Genomic DNA, 20,783 nt, shown 5'->3' on the forward strand with positions numbered 1-20,783 from the left:
TTATTTATTTTTTTAGCTTTGTTCTGTTTTCAATTTATTCCTCAACAAAACATGAAAAATAATAACCATGATCAAAAGTACACCAATATTAATATAAGGTATTAGTAAAAATGAAGTTGTACTTTTGAAAACATAAAAAAACGCTGTTGAAATAATGACTAGAAAAATTAACGAGACATAATTGACTGCTTTTTGCATTTTAAAACCGTACAGAAATCTAGTTTGTAAAATCATAATAATAGAAAGAGGTATTGTAAAGGCATAAATGCCAAGTGCATCAGATACTATACTAACTGAGCCAAGATCAAATTCCCCTCTCATAAAGACAAGTTTTGTAATTAACTCAGAGTACACAAACATAATAATAGCGACAATGGAAAATAAAACAAATAGGCTAACACAGAGTTTAGAATACAAATTTTTTAAATATGCTAATTTGCCCTCTCTTATTTTCCTTGAGATTAATGGGAACATCATCGCTCCAATACCTACTAGCATCATACCTTGCGGGATTGATACTAACTTAGTCGAATAATTTACAGCTGAGACTACCCCTTCTTCATAATGGGTTGCATACATTCGTTGAAGTATGTTATTTATTTGTAATGAAGCCCCGCCAAAAATGATCGGTAATGATATGCCCCAAAACTCTTTTACAGTCATTTCATTTTCTTCTACTTTATTAGGTTTAATATAAACTGGCTCTTTTGTTACAAATGCAGCTTTCATCATTAACAATGATAGCCAACCAATGATTGTACTTAAGGTGAAAGCTAAACTAAATGTAACGTAAATATCCCATTTAAAAAAGTCCAAGGGAACAAGATAGATTAAAATGACAAAAAACACATTTGCGATAATCAACGAAATTTGCGGATATACCGGTTTTGAGATCATATTAAATAAGCTCGTCCTAAGTGATAAAAAGACATAGGCAGGAATAGACCAGTAGATCACTAAAATAGATGGATGAATGAAGTCTTTATATACGAAATAAATGGTTAAAATCAACAGAAATAAACATATTGAAGCAACTCCAATATGTTTATAAATCGTTTTTAAACCTTTCATAAAACCTGAATTATTATTTTTCGAATTGGCAAATATAATAATGGAAGTTGATAATGCCCCGCCAATTATTAAATAAATATAAGTTGGAATACTTAATAGTAAAGATAGATTATCAGCTATAAGTGTCGTACCAAATTCATTTGCAATGACAAGTTCTCTAACGAAGCCAACAATTTTCCCAAGAAACGACAATATTCCGATCACAATAAAGACAAAATATTTATTTTTTGTTATTTTAGGAAACATTTATATAGCCTCTCTACTTTTGATACTTGTTGAGATATGGTCATACTGCGAGCATATTTCATATTTTCTTTTGTAATTTTATCCATATCTTCACTTTCTACGATTGTTAATCCCTTTTTAATCGCAGAAGAAATATCATTTGCATTTTTAGCTTCAAATAAAATCCCTCTATTTTCTGCTAAGAGTTCTGATAAACCACCGACATTTGAACCAAGAACTAACAGACCGCTTGCCATAGCCTCTAAGGTTACTAGACCAGCACCCTCATTGTGAGAAGGCAAAATTAGCATTTTAGAAGCACTGTAATACTCCTTTAGTTCTCTTTTTCCAATTACTCCTGTAAATTCTACATTCAAATTATATTTATTTATGATTTCCGTACATTTCTCATAAACACTCTTATCATGTAAAGACCCTACTATACAAACACTCAATTGAGGATAATTCTTTAATGCTTCAAATAAATCTATAACACCTTTTGACTTTATAAAATTCCCTACAAACAATATATCGTAATTTTTTGTTTTTTCATTTGGGATGGTAAGGAATGATTCATCAATTCCCATATTAAAAACAACAACTTTTTCTGGATTTACTTCAAACTCTTTGACAATAAGACTCTTTAGATAGTCACTAACACATTGAACGCAATCTGCCCTATTTAAAATATGCTTTGTCATTGATTTATGAAGCTTCGTCCTCTTTGCCATATTGTCAACGTCTCCGCCATGAACTGTGACGATTGTTTTTGAACCAAGAAATTTGAAAAGGTCAATCAATAATGCAGTAGGAAAAACATAATGGAAATGGATAATTTGATATTTTTTAGAAGAGAGGAACACTTTTAATTGCTGAAGGAAAAACGTTAAATATTTTGATATAACATTTTTTTTGCCTTTCCGATGATTATCAATCACAATCTTATCGATATGAAAACTCTCTTTTAATCTTTTATAATGGTTATAAACAAATGAACCGAACGCAGCATTTTCTTTAGAAGGAAACATATTACTTACTAATAAGACTTCATTATTCTTACTTTTTCTCTTCGATAACTGATTCAAGAATGCTTACACCCTTTGCAAATTTGCTTTGATAGATAGAATTCGCCTTAATGATATTATTTTTATTACTCTCTGATTGATTGATTTCTTCGATTAGTTTATCAACGTTTAACTCATCAATTTTAAAGAAATTATTCTCTAATTCCATTTCGCCAAAAAAGCCTTCTACTTTATGGTGATAACCGATACCGTAAATAGATGCATTGACTAATAAACCAATAATAAGGGAATGCAGTCTCGTACCTACGACTACATCCAAATCTTGTGTAAATTCAATCAAAGATTTTGGACTAAGTATGTCTTCATTCAAAATAACATTTTTTTGTTTGGTCTCCTGATAAATTTCATTTGCAAGTCTATGATCATCAGGATACTTGGTGCTATATAAGTAGATTTGATTATTTTTATTTTCAGAAAGGCCGTGAATTAACTTGATAATGTTATTTTTATATTGCTCAAACTTTTCTTTATCATATTCTGGCCAATAATAATCCGCAAAATAGGGTAAAACCGTTATCCCAATTTTTTTTACTAAAGCCTCTCTTGATATGGTTAAATGCTCATTACCAAAGGCAGGATCACCGATAATTTCGATTGAACGGTTCCCTGAGATCAGTTCATTCAAGATTTTTTTTGACTTTTCATCCCTCACGCTAATTACCTTAGAAGAGTTTAAGATGTTTTTTACAATTGTCTTACCCAAAGATGTTTTTAGGGGTCCTGCTCCTACCCCATGGACAATAAGTGTGCCATCTCGTTTAACAATATTTTTCACAATGAACCAATATAGAGGTAAATCTCTTGGATACATATCCATTAGAATACCTCCACCGCCTAAAATAACAATGTCAAACTTTTTTTTAAATTTGAGTATTTCTTTAATAGAAAATATGATATTGACTATTTTAGAGTTTTTCTCTTTATAGATCAAACTTTCTTTCACTACACCTTTAACTGTATCTGTATTATCCTTATTATTTGTAAAAACAGTTATTTCAATATCCTTCTTAATAGTAAACAACGTATGAATTAATCCTGATAAAATCGCATCATCACCAGCATTACGATTACCATAATTACCAACAATCGCTATCTTCATTTAACCAATCTCCATATAATTTATTAAATCATCTATAAGATTTTTCTCATTTGTTATCATTGCAATTTTTAAATCCTTATTTAAAAGTTCGGCATTAAGATCTTCAATTTCATAAATGACGGGTATCTCATATTTCCCATGAAAATAATCTGACATTTCTAATTGATGATCGTCCACATGTTCCTTATACTTCTGTCTTCTCGGTACAATAATAATTGGTTTTTTTAAAGTTAACGCTTGATTAATTGAACTGGTGCCTGCATGAGTAATAATAAGATCCGAAGCTTTGATTAACTCATTTAATTCCTCAGCATTTTTAAAATCAAACCAAATTATATCACTATTTTTTGGAGGGTAACTATAACCAGTTTGAATAGTAAACTCATACTTCTTACTATCATCGGCTAAAGTAGATAAATGATTTATTAATCTTTCAAATCCAAATTTCTGAGTACCTAAAAGAACTAATATCTTCTTAATAAATACCACCTCTGTAAATAGCTTTTTTATATACTTTTTGCATATCTGGCCATTGTACATAAAATCGATCTGCTATGAAATACATTAGTCGACCAGTCATAGTAGGGGATTTTACCTTTGCAAAACTTTCAATAAAGATAATTTTTGAACCCATAAGTTTCCCAAGGATCATACAAGGAATAACCGCACCTGCACCAGTAGAGATAATATATTTAGGCTTTGTTTTTCTTAATACATGAAAAGAAATTCTTGTGTTTGCAATAATAGTCTTCACAAAATTTTCTTTTCTATTAAACATATTTAAAAAGTACATATCATCCTTTGGCACTATAGAAGGATGCTTTTCAACCAAATAGGCAACATCCTTCTTATTTAAAGATGCAGCTATTTTATTAACTTGAGTAAAATGTCCACCTGTTGAACTAGCTATCAACACTTTCTTCAACTTTTTCCTCCTTTAATTCCGCAGAAATTAAGCCCAACAATGTAAAAATAATGATAAATTGCGGACTTGAAAAATAAATTTGTTCGGCTAAAGATTCTAAGAAAGCATGAATAAAAATAAAGATAAAAATGTAATAGTAGTAACTATTTAATCTTTTTTTAATTTGTTTTCGTTTCTTAAAAATAATTAAAAACACACAACCATAAAGCATGATCCCCAATAATCCTGTTTCTCCAAGTATCGCTGGCCAAAAAGTATCAGTCAGCCACATTGGATTATCTGGGCTTAATCCCCAAACACGATTTAATCCGAATTCATAGTAAACGCTACTATATGGATCAATTGACTGAAATGTTCCGTAAGTTCCAAAGCCAGTACCGAATGGGAAGTAATCTTTTGCTATCTCAAACGAAAATAAATATAAAGCCTTTCTCGCTGACTCATCATAATCAATTTGGATATATCTTTCAATCGTCAATGATAATAAATCGCCAAAGAAAAATAAAAAGGTAGGTGCTACAAATAAAGTAACTACTATTACTCCTAATATCTTATTTTTTGATTTGAATAGTAAATAAGAAATAAGAAACGCTAGTAACATGATTACTTTAAAGCGTAATGAAATAATTGCAAACAAGAAAAAGATAATGGATATAATAATATATTTTTTGTTTTTATTACATAAAAACTTCGAGAACATTATAATTCCACATAAACTCATAAACCATCCATAGACACCTGGATGTGTCATTAAAGACTGTACACTTACTAAACCGGCCCTAATATCTGCACGATATTCTAGATTTAATAATGCTCTAAATCTTTCATAAAATAAAAAGTCAATCACCGCAAAAAACATAAGTAAGTATCCAATAACTATCATTGTTTTTAATATTAACTTAATTTTATCTTCATTTTTTCCCGTTAATTCGAAGATTGTTAAATATACAATAAATCCCTTCACTACTAGGAAAGAGCTAATGATAGAATTTATTGTGATTCCGTCTCTTAAAAAACTTGATATAAAACCAATTAGCAAAAATGCTATAGTTAGTAAAGATACTATCATTGTATGTTTTGATATGGTTTGAGTCTTAATTAATTTAATCAAAACCAACAATGCTAAGAAAATAACAATTATCTCATCTGCCATATCAATGATAGGATGTATATTTACAGCTAATAGTTCCTGAAATAATAAGACTACTAAAAGAATTTGAATAACAATTCTGCTCATTTTATTCTCCATTAGGAATTAACATTATTTTTATTGTCATAAAAATAATTTTAAAGTCAAAGAATATCGTCCTATTTTTTAGATAATAAAGATCCAGTTGAACCATTTCTTCAAATCCAACATTATTTCTTTCTGTTGCCTGCCAGAGTCCCGTACATCCTGGTGTTATTAGTAGTCTTTGTAAATGGTTCTCGTTATAAGTTTCTACTTCTCTAGGTAACGGTGGACGTGGTCCGACCAAACTCATTTCTCCTTTAAATACATTAAACAATTGTGGAAGTTCATCGATAGAAGTTTTTCGTATAAATTTTCCGATCTTCGTAATTCTTGGGTCGTTTTTCATCTTAAACATAGCTCCAGGAACTTCATTATGCTTTAATAATGCTTTTAATCTATCTTCTGCATCATGAACCATTGATCGGAATTTGATCATATTAAATTCTTTGCCATTTTTACCAACCCTTTTCTGAATAAAGAAAACTTTACCTTTCGGGTCTTCCAATTTGATTAAAATTGCTATAAGTAAAAAGATAGGAAACAATAAAATTATTCCGATTAAAGAACCAATAATATCTATAACTCTCTTTCTTTTTTCATATAGACGTTTTAATTCTAATCCGTCTCCAATTTCTGGTTCTAAAACTGTAATAGAGTAGCCTTCCATATAATACTTTCACCTCTTACCTTTTAACTTTCAGTACATTTAATAGGTCTTCCATGTATCTGATCATGTCGTCCTTAATATCTTCATGTTTTAAGGAAAACTCAATTGTTGTTTTAATAAATCCTAACTTCTCACCAACATCATATCGAGTACCTTCAAAGTCGAAAGCATATACGGATTGCTTCTCATTTAAGTGTTGAATAGCGTCTGTTAGTTGTATTTCTCCACCCGCACCAGTTTCTTGATCTTCTAATAATTTAAAAATCTCGGGAGTTATTACGTATCTGCCCATAATTGCTAGATTAGATGGTGCTGTTCCTTGTGCAGGTTTTTCTACAAAACGGTTTACTTTATAGAGTTTTCCATCTCTTTCTAGCGGATCTATTATTCCATATCGATGTGTTTGATCTTCAGCAACTGTTTGAACACCAATCACAGAAGACCCCGTTTTCTCATATTCATTAATTAACTGCTTTAAACAAGGAGTTTCTGATTCAACAATATCATCACCCAGTAATACCGCAAATGGCTCATCACCAACAAACTTTCTAGCACACCATACTGCATGTCCTAATCCTTTTGGCTCTTTTTGGCGTATAAAATGAAGATTAATTTCTGATGAATGCTGTACTTTTTCTAAAAGGTCAAATTTCCCTTTACCCATTAAATTCTGTTCAAGCTCAAAATTATGATCAAAATGATCTTCAATCGCACGTTTCCCTTTACCTGTCACAATAATAATATCTTCAATCCCAGACTCAATTGCCTCTTCAACTATGTATTGAATCGTAGGCTTGTCCACAATTGGTAACATTTCTTTAGGCATTGCTTTTGTTGCTGGTAAAAAACGTGTCCCTAATCCCGCTGCTGGAATAATCGCTTTCCTAACTCTTTTCACTTTAAATCCCCCTTAACTTATCAAACATTAAGCAACTGTAAATTTTTAACTGAAGGTCTTCCCATTGAGTGGTATTCCACATAATAGTTTTCAATGATTTTAGGATCATAACAATTACGCCCATCAAATATTACTGGTAGTTTCATATTTTCTACAAACGTACCTATTTCTAAATCTATAAATTCATTCCATTCTGTTAAAATCAACGCAACATCAGCATCTTTTAATGCCTCAACAGTATTTGTCGCATATTTCACATTCGAATCTAATAATTTTGTCGCATTCTCCTTAGCAACTGGATCATAGGCTACAACATGCGCACCTTTTTTAACTAAATGTTTCGTAATAACTATAGATGCTGCCTCTCTCATGTCATCTGTATTTGGTTTAAATGCTAATCCTAAAACTGCAACTTTCTTTCCTTCTAAGCTGTTAAACCGTTTGTTCAATTTATCCAAGAGGATTTCTTGTTGCTTTTGGTTAACTCTGACCACACCTTTTAGTAAATCAAAATCATACTCTACGTTACCCGCAATTTGGATAAGTGCCTTTGTATCTTTTGGGAAACAAGAACCACCGTAACCAATTCCAGCGTTTAAGAATTGTGAACCGATTCTACTATCCTGTCCCATTCCATTCGCAACGTCTTCTACATTTGCCCCTACTTTTTCACAAATGTTTGAGACTTCATTAATAAAGCTAATTTTTGTTGCAAGAAAAGCATTAGCCGCATATTTAATCATTTCAGCACTTCGAACATTCGTTTTAAATACAGGAATGCCAAAAGGTTTATTAATTTCTTCTATAATACTAGCTGCACTTTCATTATTTGCTCCAACTACAATTCTATCTCCATTAAAAGAATCATAGATTGCAGCACCTTCACGTAAAAATTCAGGATTTGATACAAGATCAACTTTCACATTATGGACTAGATTGTTTTGAATTACTTCTTTGATCCAATCATTTGTTCCTACAGGGACTGTACTTTTTGTAACTACCACTACATCTTTTTTAACATGAGTCGCAATATCTTTTGCTACTTGTTCAACAAATGATAGATTAGCCGAACCATCTTCTTTTTCTGGAGTACCTACCGCAATATAAATTACGTCAGCCTCTTCAAATCCTTCATTATGATTTGTTGTAAAGAACAATCTTCTTCTTTGTATATTCTTTTTCATTAATTCATCTAAACCTGGTTCATAGATTGGAGATATACCTTCACGCATTTTGTTTACTTTCTTTTGATCAATATCAATGCATGTAACTGTATGTCCAATTTCAGATAAGCAAGTACCTGTCACTAATCCAACATATCCAGTTCCTACTACTGCGATTTTCATCTATTTTCACCTTTTCTGTATAATTTCTCTTTCAAAAGTATCTAACGGAAAAGTACTCTTTTTTAAGTACTCTTTCGTTAAATATCTTAAGTAAAATATTTAAATTGTGCTTCAAACCCATCCTCACACTACACCCAGGACGACAAACGTATAAGGTCTTTCTACCTACAAAGCAGCCGAGTGCCTCCATTGATAATGATGGATTAGGTATCACAGTTCTTGCTTAAAAAATACCCAAAAACTTTTTCTTCTTGATTCTGCTTGGATCCATTCTATAAACTGGCAAATTCTTAATCAATAACTCTGCGTTTTCTGTAAAAAGGTATACTGAATCTGATCCAAATTCACGATTAAGAACACCATATCCATTAGCCAGTCGAAATGGACGATTTTTAAGGCTATGAACGTCCGAGGCTAAGAAATGGGTCAGCTGAGATTCAATGAGCTGCAGCGTGAATTTCATGATGTTCTTTCCAAAATGTCCCGTTAGGCTTGAAGCTGTTATTTGTGTAAGTGCTCCCTTACTTACTAGCTTGTACAAAAGATCCGGATTTTCTATAATTTCTGAATTTCGTTCAGGATGGACGATGATTGGCGTGAGGCCCTTCATTTGGATGTCAAATAGCATTTGTTCTGTATACCTTGGTACATGCCCAGAAGGAAGCTCAATAAATACGTAGTTTGTGTGGTTTAGCGGCAGAATAAGATCATTCTCTAGTTCAATGAGCAAGTCTCCATGAATTCTTGTTTCCTGCCCTGGCAATACGGTTAGAGGAACATCTTCTTTTTTAAATAATAGGTTTAGTGCATCGACTTTTTTTATAATGTTTTGTTTTTCATTTATATATTTTCCATTTTGATGATGGGGTGTGGCAATAATCGTTGTAACTCCCTCATTAACAGCTGCTTTCGCAATTTGTAATGCTTCTTCAAAACTGTCAGCACCATCATCTATACCAGGTAAAATGTGTGAATGAATATCAATCATAAGAACCACCGCCTATTGTAATTTGTATAGGTATTATGTAATAAAATAATACCTATACACGTATTAACACTTTGAGATAATACCATAAAAAGAACTAGTCCAAAAGGGGTGTATTTTGTCGAATAATCATTTATTTTGCTGCGTAATAATAATATTGACTATCCTGTTGCTTTTTGTTGTTAAGGACTGTTCCAAGAATTTTAGCCTGTGCTTGCTCTAAAGCATCCTTTGCCTTTTTTGCTGATTCTAACTCGGTTTTCCCGCTGCTTACTACAAGGACAACTCCATCAACCGCATTTGAGAGAATCTGTGCATCTGTTACCGCAAGAACTGGTGGTGTATCAAATAAAACGAGATCATACTCTCTCTTAACATCCTCAATTAGCTGTTTCATTCCTTTAGACGCCAGAAGCTCTGAAGGATTTGGAGGAATTGGTCCGCTTGTCAATATAAATAGATTATTCTGATCTGTATCTTTGGCAGCTTGGCTTAAGGTAGATTGTCTCGTTAATATATTTGTAAGTCCTACATGATTATCAACTTTAAATGTATGGTGGCCAGTAGGCTTTCTCAAATCTCCATCTATTAAAAGAACTTTTTTTCCTTGTTGTGCAAACACAACTGCAAGATTTGCTGCAGTTGTTGATTTTCCCTCACCAGGACCTGCAGAAGTAACAATCATAGAGCTAATTTCTTCATCTACCGTTGAGAACTGAATATTGGTGCGAATTGTACGATATTGTTCAGCTATTGGCGATTTTGGTGTTGTCATTGAAATTAAACTTCTGCTTTGTAATTGAAACATTTGTTTTCGGTCTTTACGAGCCAATAGACTCACCTCTTGTTCTAGTGATCTGATTTCCAGTTGCTTTTTGATCTTTCATTTCCTGTTCCATATCTATACGGGTAATTGCCCCTAATACAGGCAAACCTAAGTGCTTTTCAATGTCTTGTTCGTTATTGATTGTGTTATCTAAGTATTCTAATAGGAATGCTAATCCCACACCTGCCATTAGACCTACTACTAATGAAATAGCTATATTTAATACTGGCTTTGGTTTTATTGGAGATGGATCGATACCCAAATTAGCTTTTGATAGAATGCTTACGTTATCTACGTTCATAATTGCTGCAATTTCCTTCTGGAAAACAGTTGCAATTGTATTTGCAATTTCTGCTGCTTGCTTAGGATCTTCATCTTGCACAGAAATGGTAACAACTTGTGAATTTTGCTCACTCGCTACAGCAACATTTTCATTTAGCTGTCCGCTTGTCATGTTTAAATCTAACTGTTTAATGACTTTATCTAAAATCGCAGGACTTTTAATGATTACGTTATACGTATTAATCAATTGAAGATTGGTTTGCACTTCTCCAGGGTTGAATGCCTGCTGATCACTTTTGGCTTGATTCACGAGAATTTGGGTAGAAGATTGATAGATGGGAGTTAGAATAAAGTAACTAATAATTCCGCTAGTGGCTGCGGCGATTGCCGTGATAATAATGATGAGAGAAAGACGTTTCTTTAAGGTTTGAAACAGTTCTTTCAAACTGATTGTTTCTTCCATGTTGACCCTCCGATTAATTTTTGTAATAAAAAACATAAAGCTTATTATAATAAAAGACCTAATTGATAGCTACAAATTTTTACAGTAAAAGTGATAATTTTCATTTGTTTTGTCATTTATTATCTTTTTTTGAACAACAGTGTCAATTATAACAAGGATTTGTAAATTGTGTGTAAAATTTTTTCGAACGCAAAAAAGAGACCCGCAAAAAAGCGAATCTCTTACCGTATTATAGTCCGTTAATTAAAACGGTTACAAGCGCTGTGCATAAAATTGTTAAAAGCGGAATAGAGACTGTCAGCATGCGCTTTTTCAGCTCTCTTTTTCTTTCCATTTCTTCTGGTGTAATCCAATGACTCATTTGTATAAATCCCCCTCAAAAACTGTCGATATTTGTCTAAATGTTTATGCTTATTATATCGGAGGGAATATTAATAGTCTAATAGAACTTTAGTCATATGATGACGAAAAAAGTCCGCATATTTTTTGTTGCGGACTTTTTTCGGTGTCTATCTATTAAGATGCATATACTTTTCTAAACTGAAGAATCAGTTCTTCAAGCAATTCTTTGGTGGTAATTTCATTTGAATGCTCGCCTTTTTGGTAAGCGTGCATTAAAATTTGCAGAAGCTCTTCTTGTTTAAGGCTATTTTCTTTCATTCTACAAATTTTCCTTTCTTATAATTTACAATTTTATACAACAAGCAGATTATACTGCGTTTTCTGTCGCCTGGCAATTGTTTTTTATACCATTCGTGTCGAACTATCTTTTATGTCCCCGATTTTTCTCAACTCTAAACCTCTCCGCCGAAATTTCCCTTTCCGTTTTATCCTTTGGCTTTAATCAGTTATAATGAAAGAATTGACTACGAAAAGCAAAAGCGCCCGCTTAGCTCCGATACACAGATTTGTTCAGGACGATGGAGCTGAACATAGAAGCGCAAAAATATATACTTTCATATCACTTTGAAAAGGAGCGGTGTGCCATGCTTCAGCATGAACTGGATAAAGAGTTGATTCTGCATGCGGGTGAAGAGCTGCAGGATCAGCTTTCGCCTGAGTTAGAAGACGATCGCAATCTTGTTAAAAAAGGGCTGATGCTGTATCGGCAGGGCAGCGTGTACAACATTAAAATAGATGGACACACTGTAAGTGCCAATGTTCAGGATGTGACACCTGTTCGGGTTGTGCTTGAGCTTGATTTTTTTACGATGAGCTCATGCTCCTGTCCTGCAGCATTTCCCTGCCGTCATGTCGTGGCATCTTTTCTCTATTTATATGCAAGCGTCGAACGAGTCGGTACATATTTGGACGCTTGGAATGCCAAGACGCAGCAGGCGATTCTTGCCCAGCTGAAGCCGGCCAGTCAGATGATCCCGCCTGTGAGCTGGAAGGATGATTCGCTTTCAAGCTGGCTGTCGTTTTTTGACTTTGAATACAAGCGCTGGGCTCAGAATCGCCCGCGCAACATTCAGCAAATTCAAAGCTTGTACAACCATTACTATCCCTTACTGAAGAAGAAGGCTCCCAAAGATGCGGACCTCAGACGGTTTTATATCATCCATGCAAACCTGGCGACATTGTTCTACATGCTTCGTCTACTTAATGAGACGAAACCGAATGATCATTTGTTACACCATGTTTATCATTCTTATTTTGAAGAGTGTATTGAGTCGATTACATACGAACTTAGGGAGATGCGGAAGTTCGCTTTGCCTTTCTCTCTCGATTCTCTTTTTGAAGAGAGCATTGAGGTTTTTCATCAGCTGCTTGATGTCAGCAGTTATTTGCAGTTTGAACGGATCAGTCTTTACCGTGCGCTTTGGATCGGTTTGCTTAATCGGAAGAAGTGGATTGAGAATGAGGTTGACTGGCTGAATGAGCAATTGAGTGAACGGGATGTTCCTGAATATCGTCTTGCTTTGATTCATATGGATTTTCTGCAGGGTGATGATGATGCATTGTTTGAAAAGATGAAAGTGTTTAATGATGGAGCGTTTCCGATTTTGTACGATTGGGTCGGCGATCTTGTTTCCCGGAAAAATTGGAAGCGTGCTTCGAAATGGTTTACTTATTTGCTCGGGAAATCGGATGCTTTTTTAAACAGTGACATTCCATATGAAGAAAAACGCCGTTCGGTTCGTTTTTTCCTGGATATGCTTTCTGAGTATTCTAATCAAACCAAGGATGAGCGGCTGTATGAAAATGCCTGCCGCAATCTGCTTCCTTTCAGCTATGCGGAGTATCATCATTTTCTAGTAAACAAGAAGCAATTCAGAACGTGGGCAGAGCTGCATTTGCTGCTTGGGTTTGAACTGTATGAGATTGACCGCGATTTGTTAAAGATGATAGAGAAGGAAAGTCCGGAGTCGCTGCTGACGATATATCACCATGCGATACGCCAGGAGATCGCTTTGCGGACGAGAAGCAACTATAAGCTTGCCGTGCGATATTTGAAGAAGGCCCGCACTTTATATAAGAAGATAAAGAATGAGACACAATTTGACATCTATCTTGAAAAGCTTTCACATGAGCACCGGCGCCTGCGTGCTTTTCAAGAGGAGCTGAAGAGAGGAAAGTTGATTCATGCTGAATGATTTGAAGATCTCCGTCCATACGGAACAAATCGAGAATTTTCACTTTTACGTATGGTGCACGACGAAGGATGAGAAAACACTCGGAACGAATCATATGCGGCGCTACTTGTTCACATGGCATGAATCCTCTTTCTTTGGATCGCTGCTTGAAGATGTGAGCTACATCGGAGTCCCTTCTGTTCTGCTGTCTCCGTGGATGATGGTCGAGCTGATCGGAAAAGATACGACGAATTCACTGGCTGATATAGAGTACAGCGGCGATGCTGTCCCGCTGATTGATGCAGCTGAGGCGATATATGACTGTATCGTGAACGGCGAGTTTATGCCTGATTTTGAACGGTGGAAAAATGGTACGTTTGGCTGGCGCGATACTGCCGGTGAGCTTGAAGGATTTACGGCGGATTGGCTGTCAGCGGCTGTGAGCGATTTGATTGAGAGGAATTCGGATCTGCAGCTTGCTTGGAGTGACATTGTTGAAGCTTATGCCGCTACAGAGAAGTTTGAGGGGCATTTCCTGGATGAGCGCGACTGGCTGGAGAAGATTGGCTTCTTAATTGATGATGCTCCGTTTACGATTGGCCTGCGCTTAAATGAGCCTGATTATGATGGGGACGATTGGAAGCTTGAGCTGTTTTTGCGGGACCGCAAGAACCCGGATTCGTTTCATCTTTTTCAGGGACTGAAGGATTTGCCGACTCCTTGGCGCGGGTATATGGATCGGATTGAACGCGAGCAGCAGCGCTTTGAAGAGATTGTGCCTTGGCTCTCTTTTCAAAATGGAAACACCCATATTACTGAGGATGAGGCGTGGCTCTTTTTAACAAGTGCGAGTGAAACGTTTGTCAACACAGGCGTCGAGATACTCTTGCCTTCATGGTGGCAGGTTGTCCGCGATTCAAAAGTGATGCTAAAGGCGAAGATGTCGTCGGCCCCGCGCGGACAATCCTTTGTCGGAATGAACTCGCTGATTGATTTTAACTGGCGTTTTGCCACCAATGGCGTGGAGATGAGTGAGGAAGAATTCATGGGGATGGTGAATGATAACCGCCGTCTTGTGAATTTTAAAGGTCAGTGGATTAAGCTGGATCCTGCTTTTATTAAGCACGTGCAGTCGATTTTGAAAAAAGCCGAAAAAGAAGGCCTGCACTTTTCCGATATTCTGCAGCAGGAGCTGGCTGATGCACGTGATCGTGATGATGAGGTTCTTGATTCGCGTGCGTTTGCGAATATTCATATCGAGCTTAGCCGCCAGATGAAGTCGATGCTTCGTCAGCTGACGGAGATAAATGATATTCCTAAGCACGATGTTCCTTCGACGTTTCACGGCGATTTGCGCCCGTATCAGCAGCAAGGGGTTGACTGGCTGCTGTTTCTGCGGAAGTTCCATTTTGGCGCTTGTTTAGCGGACGATATGGGGCTCGGCAAAACGATACAGATGATTGCTTATTTCACCTATGTAATCGAGCACGAAAAACGTGAGACGCCGTTCTTAATTATTGCGCCAACGTCAGTTCTAGGTAACTGGCAGAAGGAGATTGAGAAGTTTGCTCCTGATTTGAAGGTTCATCTTCATTACGGTCCAAATCGGGCTAAAGGTGAAGATTTTCATGTATCGCTAGCCGATACGGATATTGTTTTGACTTCATATGGCCTGTCCCACGCGGATCATGAGGAGATCGCATCCGTTACATGGAGAGCGATATGCTTAGATGAAGCCCAGAACATTAAAAATGCACACACGAAGCAGTCCAGAGCGATACGGAAGTTGAAGGGCCAGCACCATATCGCCCTGACAGGAACACCAATGGAGAATCGCTTAACGGAATTATGGTCGATATTTGATTTTATCAATACAGGATTTCTTGGCAGTCTGCATAGTTTCCATAAGCGATTTGTGCTTCCTATCGAGAAGGATCGGGATCCCGCCATTATCGGAAACCTGCAGCAGCTGATTAAACCGTTCCTGCTGCGCCGGACGAAGCGTGATGAACAGGTTGCGCTGAATCTGCCTGAGAAACAGGAGCAGAAAGAGTATATCCCGCTAACGGTTGAGCAGGCTTCTCTTTACGAGCAGCTGGTTAAGGATACCTTTGATCAGGTATCACAACTAGCGGGTATGCAACGTAAAGCTTTGATTTTGAAGATGCTCGGGAAGCTGAAGCAGATTTGTAATCATCCTGCGCTTTATTTGAAAGAGGAACGTGCGGCGTCCGTGACGACACGCTCTCATAAAATAGAGAAGCTGCTTGAGCTTGTAACGGCGATACGAGAACAGGACGAAAGCTGTCTGATTTTTACGCAGTATATCGGCATGGGTGAGATGATTCAATCCCTGCTAGAGCGAGAGTTTGGAGAGAAAGTCTTGTTCTTAAACGGCAGTGTGGCAAAAGCGGCACGCGACAAAATGGTGGAGCAGTTCCAGAATAAAGAGTATTCGATTTTGATTCTGTCACTGAAGGCTGGTGGAACCGGATTGAACTTAACCGCTGCGAATCATGTCGTTCACTATGACCGCTGGTGGAACCCGGCTGTTGAGAATCAGGCAACAGACCGCGCATATCGCATCGGTCAAAACCGATTCGTCCATGTGCATAAGCTGATAACGACCGGTACGATCGAAGAAAAAATTGATGGCATGCTGGATAAAAAGCAATCCCTTAACGATGAAATCATCCAAAGCGAGAGCTGGATCACAGAGCTGTCCACAGACGAACTGGAAGAGCTCTTCACCCTTTCCATGAGCTAGGAGGCGCGCGACATGAGCAAGAAGAAAGAAGACGTGAAGAAAGAAACAATGAGTGCAGAGTGGAAGAAGCTGTATGAGTTGATTGGCAAGAAGGTTGGGAAATAGGGGTTTTGGAGCCAGTCCAGGGTTTGGGCTGGTTTTTTTATGTGCAGTTGGGTATTTAGGGGTTTGGGTGTTGCTGTTGGTATGGAAATTCTGGCTAGAAGTTAGATTACTTTCCAAAATGGTGTTTTTACTATCCGGAATGGCTCTTTTACTAGCGAAAACCGGGCAAATACTTGCCAGATTGGAGGAGATACTTTCTTTTTTCCATATACTTCAAATAATTGGGCGCAAAAAAAATCAACCTTCTGTTCAAGGCTGATTCATCTCATGTAATTTAAAAATTTCGATTTCGTGCTCTGCTGATTTTTGCTTCAAGAATTTGAGTTCCATGCGCTGGTATGACATTTCTTTGAGAAGCGCCACATCTCTAGTCTCGCTTTTTGCTTCGTTATCATCGACCTTGCCTTCTAATTTGGCCAGTTCTTTAAGGAGCGTGTTATCTCTGCTCTCACTTTTTCTTTCATTATCGTCAATCTTACCTTCAAGTATAGCCATCTCTTTAAGTAATTCAGATCGCATATCCGACATATCTGTTTTTAGACTTGTAACGTCTGTTTTTAGATTTGAGACATCCGCTTTTACTTCTGTCATGTCTGTTTTCAGGATTGAGACGTCGGTTTTTAGACTTGAGACGTCCGTTTTTAGATTTGAGACATCCGCTTTTACTTCTGTCATGTCTGATTTCAGGGTTGAGACGTCGGTTTTTAGACTTGAGACGTCCATTTTAAGACTTGAGACATCCGCTTTTACTTCTGTCATGTCTGTTTTCAGGGTTGAGACATCGATTTTTAGACTTGAGACGTCCGTTTTAAGACTAGAGACATCCGCTTTTACTTCTGTCATGTCTGTTTTCAGGGTTGAGACATCGATTTTTAGACTTGAAACGTCCGTTTTAAGACTTGAGACATCCGCTTTTACTTCTGTCATGTCTGTTTTCAGGGTTGAGACGTCTTTCTTTAGTACAGCTATGTCTGTTTTCATCTCAGACACATCTACTCTGATTCCGTCGATACCAGTGAGAATTCGGGTTACTATCTCTTCATTCATCAGTTGATACCTCGCTTTCTTTGTTTTATTATACCCTACTTATCCCGTCTTAAGAAAGAACTAGCCGGAGAATTCCGGCTAGTTAAGTGAGGAAGTGGGGAGTTCCTTGATTCTGTTTCTGCGAGGGGCTTCTGAGGGTTTTGTTATTTTTCTGTTACTGCGAGTTCACGGGTTTTGCCGCCCATGAAGCGAACGGAGTCTGCGACGACTTCTGTGACGTAGACGCGCCTGCCTTCTGAGTTTTCATAGTTACGAGTCTGGATGCGGCCGGATACGCCTACGATTGAGCCCTTTCGGCAATAGTTGGCTGTGTTTTCTGCCGTTTTTCTCCACAAGGTGCAGTTGACGAAGTCTGTATCCATGTCACCCGCTGCATTTTTAAATGCGCGGCTCACTGCCAGTGTGATGTTGGCGACAGGCGCTCCTTCAGCTGTATAGCGCATTTCAGGATCCTTTGTTAACCGTCCGACCAGCGTGACTGAGTTTATCACCTAATTCCTCCTCTCTTTAGCTTACAAGGCTATTGTAGTGGGTATTTGGAATTAGGTAAAATCTTGAAAATGATGTTTTCATGCTGTAAAAAGTGTTTTTCCTAACAGGATTTTTGTTTTTTCTAAAAGAATTTAGCAGATTTCACTCTGTATGCTGCTATTTTCTATGTAGTTGAAATAAATAGGATTGCTTTTCATGGCCAGAAAAAGTGATGCTTTGGAGAATTGCTTGAAATGCTTGTGAAGCGATGAGTTCATTTTGAATGGGTGTTTCTTCATAACGTTTGGTTTGCTCTGTCCATATGAATGATTTGATGGACATTTCATTTTTCAGTAAATCAAAAAGAATTCGTACGATTTGAAGCTTGTCTTTTGTTTCATATAATATTTCTACTGATGCTTCCCTGTTCACTTGGAAGTGGTAATACTTCGTTTTGCCCGCAGCGATCTCCCCTATTTTTAATAATAATGGCTTGTCTTCTAAACTTTCTCTTACCATCTCGCCAGTTGTCTGCAGATCTTTAACCGAAATTGTTTTTAACTTAATCGTCTCCATTGATCAGCCTCATTTCTTAAAGTTTGCTATTTTACCATAGCAAATTTACGACTTTGTGCAAAACAGCATATATAGGCATTTTTACTTATTTATTGTCATATTTTGTATTAATCCTTCTCTTTCCTCTTTTTCCCTCTTCTTTTCAATTATTTAATTGATTCATTCTGCTCATCCTTCGATTTGGTCCCCCGCTCTTCCTGTATGGTATAATGTAACAATAACCGCACAGGAACGATAAACTGGACCAAGGAGGGTATTTATGAAAACGTTTAGACTCGTAGGGCTGACTATTGAAGTGCAGGGTGAAAATGGTGCTCGATTAGAAGAGATCCCCTTATCGGACGGACTGATCATCAACAAAGAAGACGGGGAAAATCACTGGATGATTGAGGCTCTTTTAACAGAGGAACACCGTTCATACTTTGAATCGCTCTCTCAGCAGAAACAAGAACTGCCTCTTTATGTGACGATTTCCAAAAAAACCAACAAACCCGCTGAGATCAAGGCGAAGATTAAATCCATCATGGTCCTGGAAGAACATATATCTGTCTTATTTGAGGGACGGATGCTCGCACGAAAAGCAAAGCACGAGCCTGAAAAATTGCTTGAGGACCTGCTGACAAAAGGTCTGGAGGGTGATGACCTAAAGCAGGCTTTCACACAAAAACTAAATGAACAAAGAGAATTAAACGTGAAAAAGTCCGCTCAAACGTGAGCGGACTTTTTTCTTTACTTGTTTTCGTCTTCCATGTCTTTTTCCATGTCATGTTCCATATCATTTTCGTCTTTTTGCATGTCGTCTTCCATCTTGTTCTCGTCATTCTGCATGTCTTCTTCCATATCCTGCTCCATATCCTTCTCTGTTTCGTCCTCAGCAGGAGGTGTCTCATCATTCGGCACTTCTTCTTCCATATTGTTATCTTCCGGCGGTGCAGGATCCTGATCATCCGCACAGCCCGCAATCAGCATAGCTGCCAGTAATGCACCTGAAATTTTAAGTAACCATTTCGTGTTCATGATTATGCCCCTTTCTGGATTGGACCTTGGATCTGCTTGGTCGTGGTTAGGGTGTCCAAGAATTGAGGGATTATACTTAGTAAAGTTTTTTGAAGAAAAGTTAAATTTTAGAGTACAAAGCAGGTATCTGCCCATTTCATTGTCAGTGCGAAATAGTGGCTTTTTCTAATTGCACTTGTCTATTTAGCTTTTTCTTTTTCCAGGGATTGCTTGCCAGAATGCCTCTTTTTCTAGCGAGAACCGATAAATACTTTCCGGCTTAGCCGCAATACTTACTTTTTACAATATACCTCCCCGAAACCAGCAACAAAAAAAACGACCCCACAAAAGGATCGCCCAAAACCTATTCTTTCTTCTCACCCAAAGCAAACATCAATTCTGTTTCACATACGACTTCGCCGTTAACTGTAGCAACGCCTTTGCCCTTGCCAAGTGAGCCGCGCAGACGGATGATTTCGACTTCAAGGCGGAGCTGGTCGCCTGGTGTTACTTGCTTTTTGAAGCGGCAGTTGTCGATGCCTGCGAAGAAGGCAAGGCGGCCGCGGTTTTCTTCTTTGATCAGCATGGCAACAGCGCCTACTTGAGCTAGTGCTTCAACGATTAGGACGCCGGGCATGACTGGGTATTCTGGGAAATGGCCGTTGAAGAATTCTTCATTTGCCGTTACGTTTTTTAGTCCGATTGCACGCTTGCCTTCGTCTACTTCGAGGATTTTATCGATGAGCAGGAACGGATAGCGGTGCGGGATGATTTCTTTGATTTGATTGATGTCTAACATTTTAGTACCTCCTCCTAGTACAACCTATTAGTTCTATTATACACAAAAAGGAGGGCTTAGCCCTCCTTATTTTTCGGATTCTTTTTCCACCAGGTCAAAGACGTGCTGCCATGTTTGTTTATCGAAGACATCTGCCGGCTTTCCATCACCGAGTACACCGTAGCCAATCATCGCACCGCAGATTGCCGCAATGGCCATGAAAAAAAGCAATAAAACAATACGCAGCCAGATCGGAATAAGCCTGATTCTGATTTTTTGCCTGCTGGTTTCATCTGTTTTTTCTGTTTTTTCCACTTCTTCACGAGACTGTTCGTTTGTACTCACTGTAAAAACCCCTTCG

The 20,783-nt window shown here is 37.2% G+C and carries 23 protein-coding genes; 3 read left to right on the top strand and 20 right to left on the bottom strand.

Translation table 11 applies throughout. The annotated features are described in order from the left end of the window. Positions 1-12 precede the first annotated feature (12 nt). From AC3ISE_RS20705 to AC3ISE_RS20770, 14 genes are all read right to left on the bottom strand, one after another. Positions 13-1,317: a lipid II flippase MurJ gene (locus tag AC3ISE_RS20705; protein ID WP_489222439.1), complete on the bottom strand. Its 1,305-nt coding sequence runs from the start codon at positions 1,315-1,317 to the stop codon at positions 13-15. Further along, positions 1,302-2,381 carry a glycosyltransferase family 4 protein gene (locus tag AC3ISE_RS20710; protein WP_489222440.1) on the bottom strand — a complete coding sequence of 360 codons (1,080 nt, stop codon included), beginning with the start codon at positions 2,379-2,381 and terminating at the stop codon, positions 1,302-1,304. The genes AC3ISE_RS20705 and AC3ISE_RS20710 overlap by 16 nt, the downstream gene beginning before the upstream one ends. Next, complete coding sequence (locus AC3ISE_RS20715) at positions 2,353-3,480, bottom strand: polysaccharide pyruvyl transferase family protein (RefSeq protein WP_489222441.1); 1,128 nt, start codon at positions 3,478-3,480, stop codon at positions 2,353-2,355. The genes AC3ISE_RS20710 and AC3ISE_RS20715 overlap by 29 nt, the downstream gene beginning before the upstream one ends. Then, the gene (locus tag AC3ISE_RS20720; RefSeq protein WP_489222442.1) at positions 3,481-4,020 is read right to left on the bottom strand and encodes a glycosyltransferase; all 540 of its coding nucleotides are present in this window, start codon (positions 4,018-4,020) and stop codon (positions 3,481-3,483) included. After that, the gene (pssD, locus tag AC3ISE_RS20725) at positions 3,956-4,396 is read right to left on the bottom strand and encodes a PssD/Cps14F family polysaccharide biosynthesis glycosyltransferase (RefSeq protein WP_489224396.1); all 441 of its coding nucleotides are present in this window, start codon (positions 4,394-4,396) and stop codon (positions 3,956-3,958) included. The genes AC3ISE_RS20720 and pssD overlap by 65 nt, the downstream gene beginning before the upstream one ends. Next, the gene (locus AC3ISE_RS20730; protein ID WP_489222443.1) at positions 4,383-5,642 is read right to left on the bottom strand and encodes a hypothetical protein; all 1,260 of its coding nucleotides are present in this window, start codon (positions 5,640-5,642) and stop codon (positions 4,383-4,385) included. The genes pssD and AC3ISE_RS20730 overlap by 14 nt, the downstream gene beginning before the upstream one ends. A gap of 1 nt (position 5,643) precedes the next feature. Then, a complete protein-coding gene (locus tag AC3ISE_RS20735) occupies positions 5,644-6,306 on the bottom strand; it encodes a sugar transferase (protein ID WP_489222444.1) in 663 nt (220 codons plus the stop codon). A 16-nt stretch (positions 6,307-6,322) separates the two neighbouring features. Then, positions 6,323-7,204 carry a UTP--glucose-1-phosphate uridylyltransferase GalU gene (gene galU, locus AC3ISE_RS20740; RefSeq protein ID WP_489222445.1) on the bottom strand — a complete coding sequence of 294 codons (882 nt, stop codon included), beginning with the start codon at positions 7,202-7,204 and terminating at the stop codon, positions 6,323-6,325. Positions 7,205-7,224: 20 nt separating this feature from the next. Further along, positions 7,225-8,550, bottom strand: a complete 1,326-nt coding sequence (locus AC3ISE_RS20745; RefSeq protein WP_489222446.1) for a UDP-glucose dehydrogenase family protein — start codon at positions 8,548-8,550, stop codon at positions 7,225-7,227. A gap of 223 nt (positions 8,551-8,773) precedes the next feature. Continuing rightward, positions 8,774-9,538 (bottom strand): tyrosine-protein phosphatase, encoded by a 765-nt coding sequence (locus AC3ISE_RS20750; RefSeq protein ID WP_489222447.1) that lies wholly within the window; start codon positions 9,536-9,538, stop codon positions 8,774-8,776. Between the two features lie 130 nt (positions 9,539-9,668). After that, positions 9,669-10,367, bottom strand: a complete 699-nt coding sequence (locus AC3ISE_RS20755) for a CpsD/CapB family tyrosine-protein kinase (RefSeq protein WP_396653316.1) — start codon at positions 10,365-10,367, stop codon at positions 9,669-9,671. Then, the gene (locus AC3ISE_RS20760) at positions 10,357-11,106 is read right to left on the bottom strand and encodes a YveK family protein (protein WP_489222448.1); all 750 of its coding nucleotides are present in this window, start codon (positions 11,104-11,106) and stop codon (positions 10,357-10,359) included. The genes AC3ISE_RS20755 and AC3ISE_RS20760 overlap by 11 nt, the downstream gene beginning before the upstream one ends. Before the next feature lie 229 nt (positions 11,107-11,335). Then, complete coding sequence (locus AC3ISE_RS20765; RefSeq protein WP_263596912.1) at positions 11,336-11,467, bottom strand: hypothetical protein; 132 nt, start codon at positions 11,465-11,467, stop codon at positions 11,336-11,338. Positions 11,468-11,622: 155 nt separating this feature from the next. Beyond that, the gene (locus AC3ISE_RS20770; protein WP_175443479.1) at positions 11,623-11,766 is read right to left on the bottom strand and encodes a YwzD family small protein; all 144 of its coding nucleotides are present in this window, start codon (positions 11,764-11,766) and stop codon (positions 11,623-11,625) included. 326 nt (positions 11,767-12,092) lie between these two features. On the opposite strand from AC3ISE_RS20770, the gene AC3ISE_RS20775 reads away from it, so the two are divergent. After that, positions 12,093-13,703 carry an SWIM zinc finger family protein gene (locus AC3ISE_RS20775; RefSeq protein ID WP_489222449.1) on the top strand — a complete coding sequence of 537 codons (1,611 nt, stop codon included), beginning with the start codon at positions 12,093-12,095 and terminating at the stop codon, positions 13,701-13,703. After that, positions 13,693-16,449: a DEAD/DEAH box helicase gene (locus AC3ISE_RS20780; protein WP_489222450.1), complete on the top strand. Its 2,757-nt coding sequence runs from the start codon at positions 13,693-13,695 to the stop codon at positions 16,447-16,449. Before AC3ISE_RS20775 ends, AC3ISE_RS20780 begins: the two co-directional genes overlap by 11 nt. Before the next feature lie 354 nt (positions 16,450-16,803). Here the strand turns inward: AC3ISE_RS20780 and AC3ISE_RS20785 are convergent, their stop codons facing one another. The 3 genes from AC3ISE_RS20785 to AC3ISE_RS20795 all read right to left on the bottom strand — a co-directional run bounded on the left by AC3ISE_RS20785 (position 16,804) and on the right by AC3ISE_RS20795 (position 18,648). After that, positions 16,804-17,601 carry a hypothetical protein gene (locus AC3ISE_RS20785; RefSeq protein WP_489222451.1) on the bottom strand — a complete coding sequence of 266 codons (798 nt, stop codon included), beginning with the start codon at positions 17,599-17,601 and terminating at the stop codon, positions 16,804-16,806. A gap of 143 nt (positions 17,602-17,744) precedes the next feature. Next, positions 17,745-18,092 (bottom strand): single-stranded DNA-binding protein, encoded by a 348-nt coding sequence (ssb, locus tag AC3ISE_RS20790; RefSeq protein ID WP_489222452.1) that lies wholly within the window; start codon positions 18,090-18,092, stop codon positions 17,745-17,747. A gap of 157 nt (positions 18,093-18,249) precedes the next feature. Beyond that, entirely contained in the window at positions 18,250-18,648 is a 399-nt protein-coding gene (locus AC3ISE_RS20795) for a hypothetical protein (protein ID WP_489222453.1), read from the bottom strand. 259 nt (positions 18,649-18,907) lie between these two features. On the opposite strand from AC3ISE_RS20795, the gene AC3ISE_RS20800 reads away from it, so the two are divergent. After that, positions 18,908-19,363, top strand: a complete 456-nt coding sequence (locus AC3ISE_RS20800) for a YwpF-like family protein (protein WP_489222454.1) — start codon at positions 18,908-18,910, stop codon at positions 19,361-19,363. Positions 19,364-19,377: 14 nt separating this feature from the next. On the opposite strand, the gene AC3ISE_RS20805 is transcribed toward AC3ISE_RS20800, so the two are convergent. From AC3ISE_RS20805 to AC3ISE_RS20815, 3 genes are all read right to left on the bottom strand, one after another. Continuing rightward, positions 19,378-19,665 (bottom strand): hypothetical protein, encoded by a 288-nt coding sequence (locus AC3ISE_RS20805; RefSeq protein ID WP_489222455.1) that lies wholly within the window; start codon positions 19,663-19,665, stop codon positions 19,378-19,380. Positions 19,666-20,008: 343 nt separating this feature from the next. Further along, positions 20,009-20,443 (bottom strand): 3-hydroxyacyl-ACP dehydratase FabZ, encoded by a 435-nt coding sequence (gene fabZ / locus AC3ISE_RS20810; protein ID WP_070875364.1) that lies wholly within the window; start codon positions 20,441-20,443, stop codon positions 20,009-20,011. A gap of 66 nt (positions 20,444-20,509) precedes the next feature. Continuing rightward, positions 20,510-20,767, bottom strand: coding sequence for a DNA-directed RNA polymerase subunit beta (locus AC3ISE_RS20815; protein WP_309193225.1), 258 nt, complete (start codon positions 20,765-20,767; stop codon positions 20,510-20,512). Between the last annotated feature and the right edge of the window lie 16 nt (positions 20,768-20,783).

This window comes from Metabacillus sp. KH_069 (assembly GCF_057838075.1).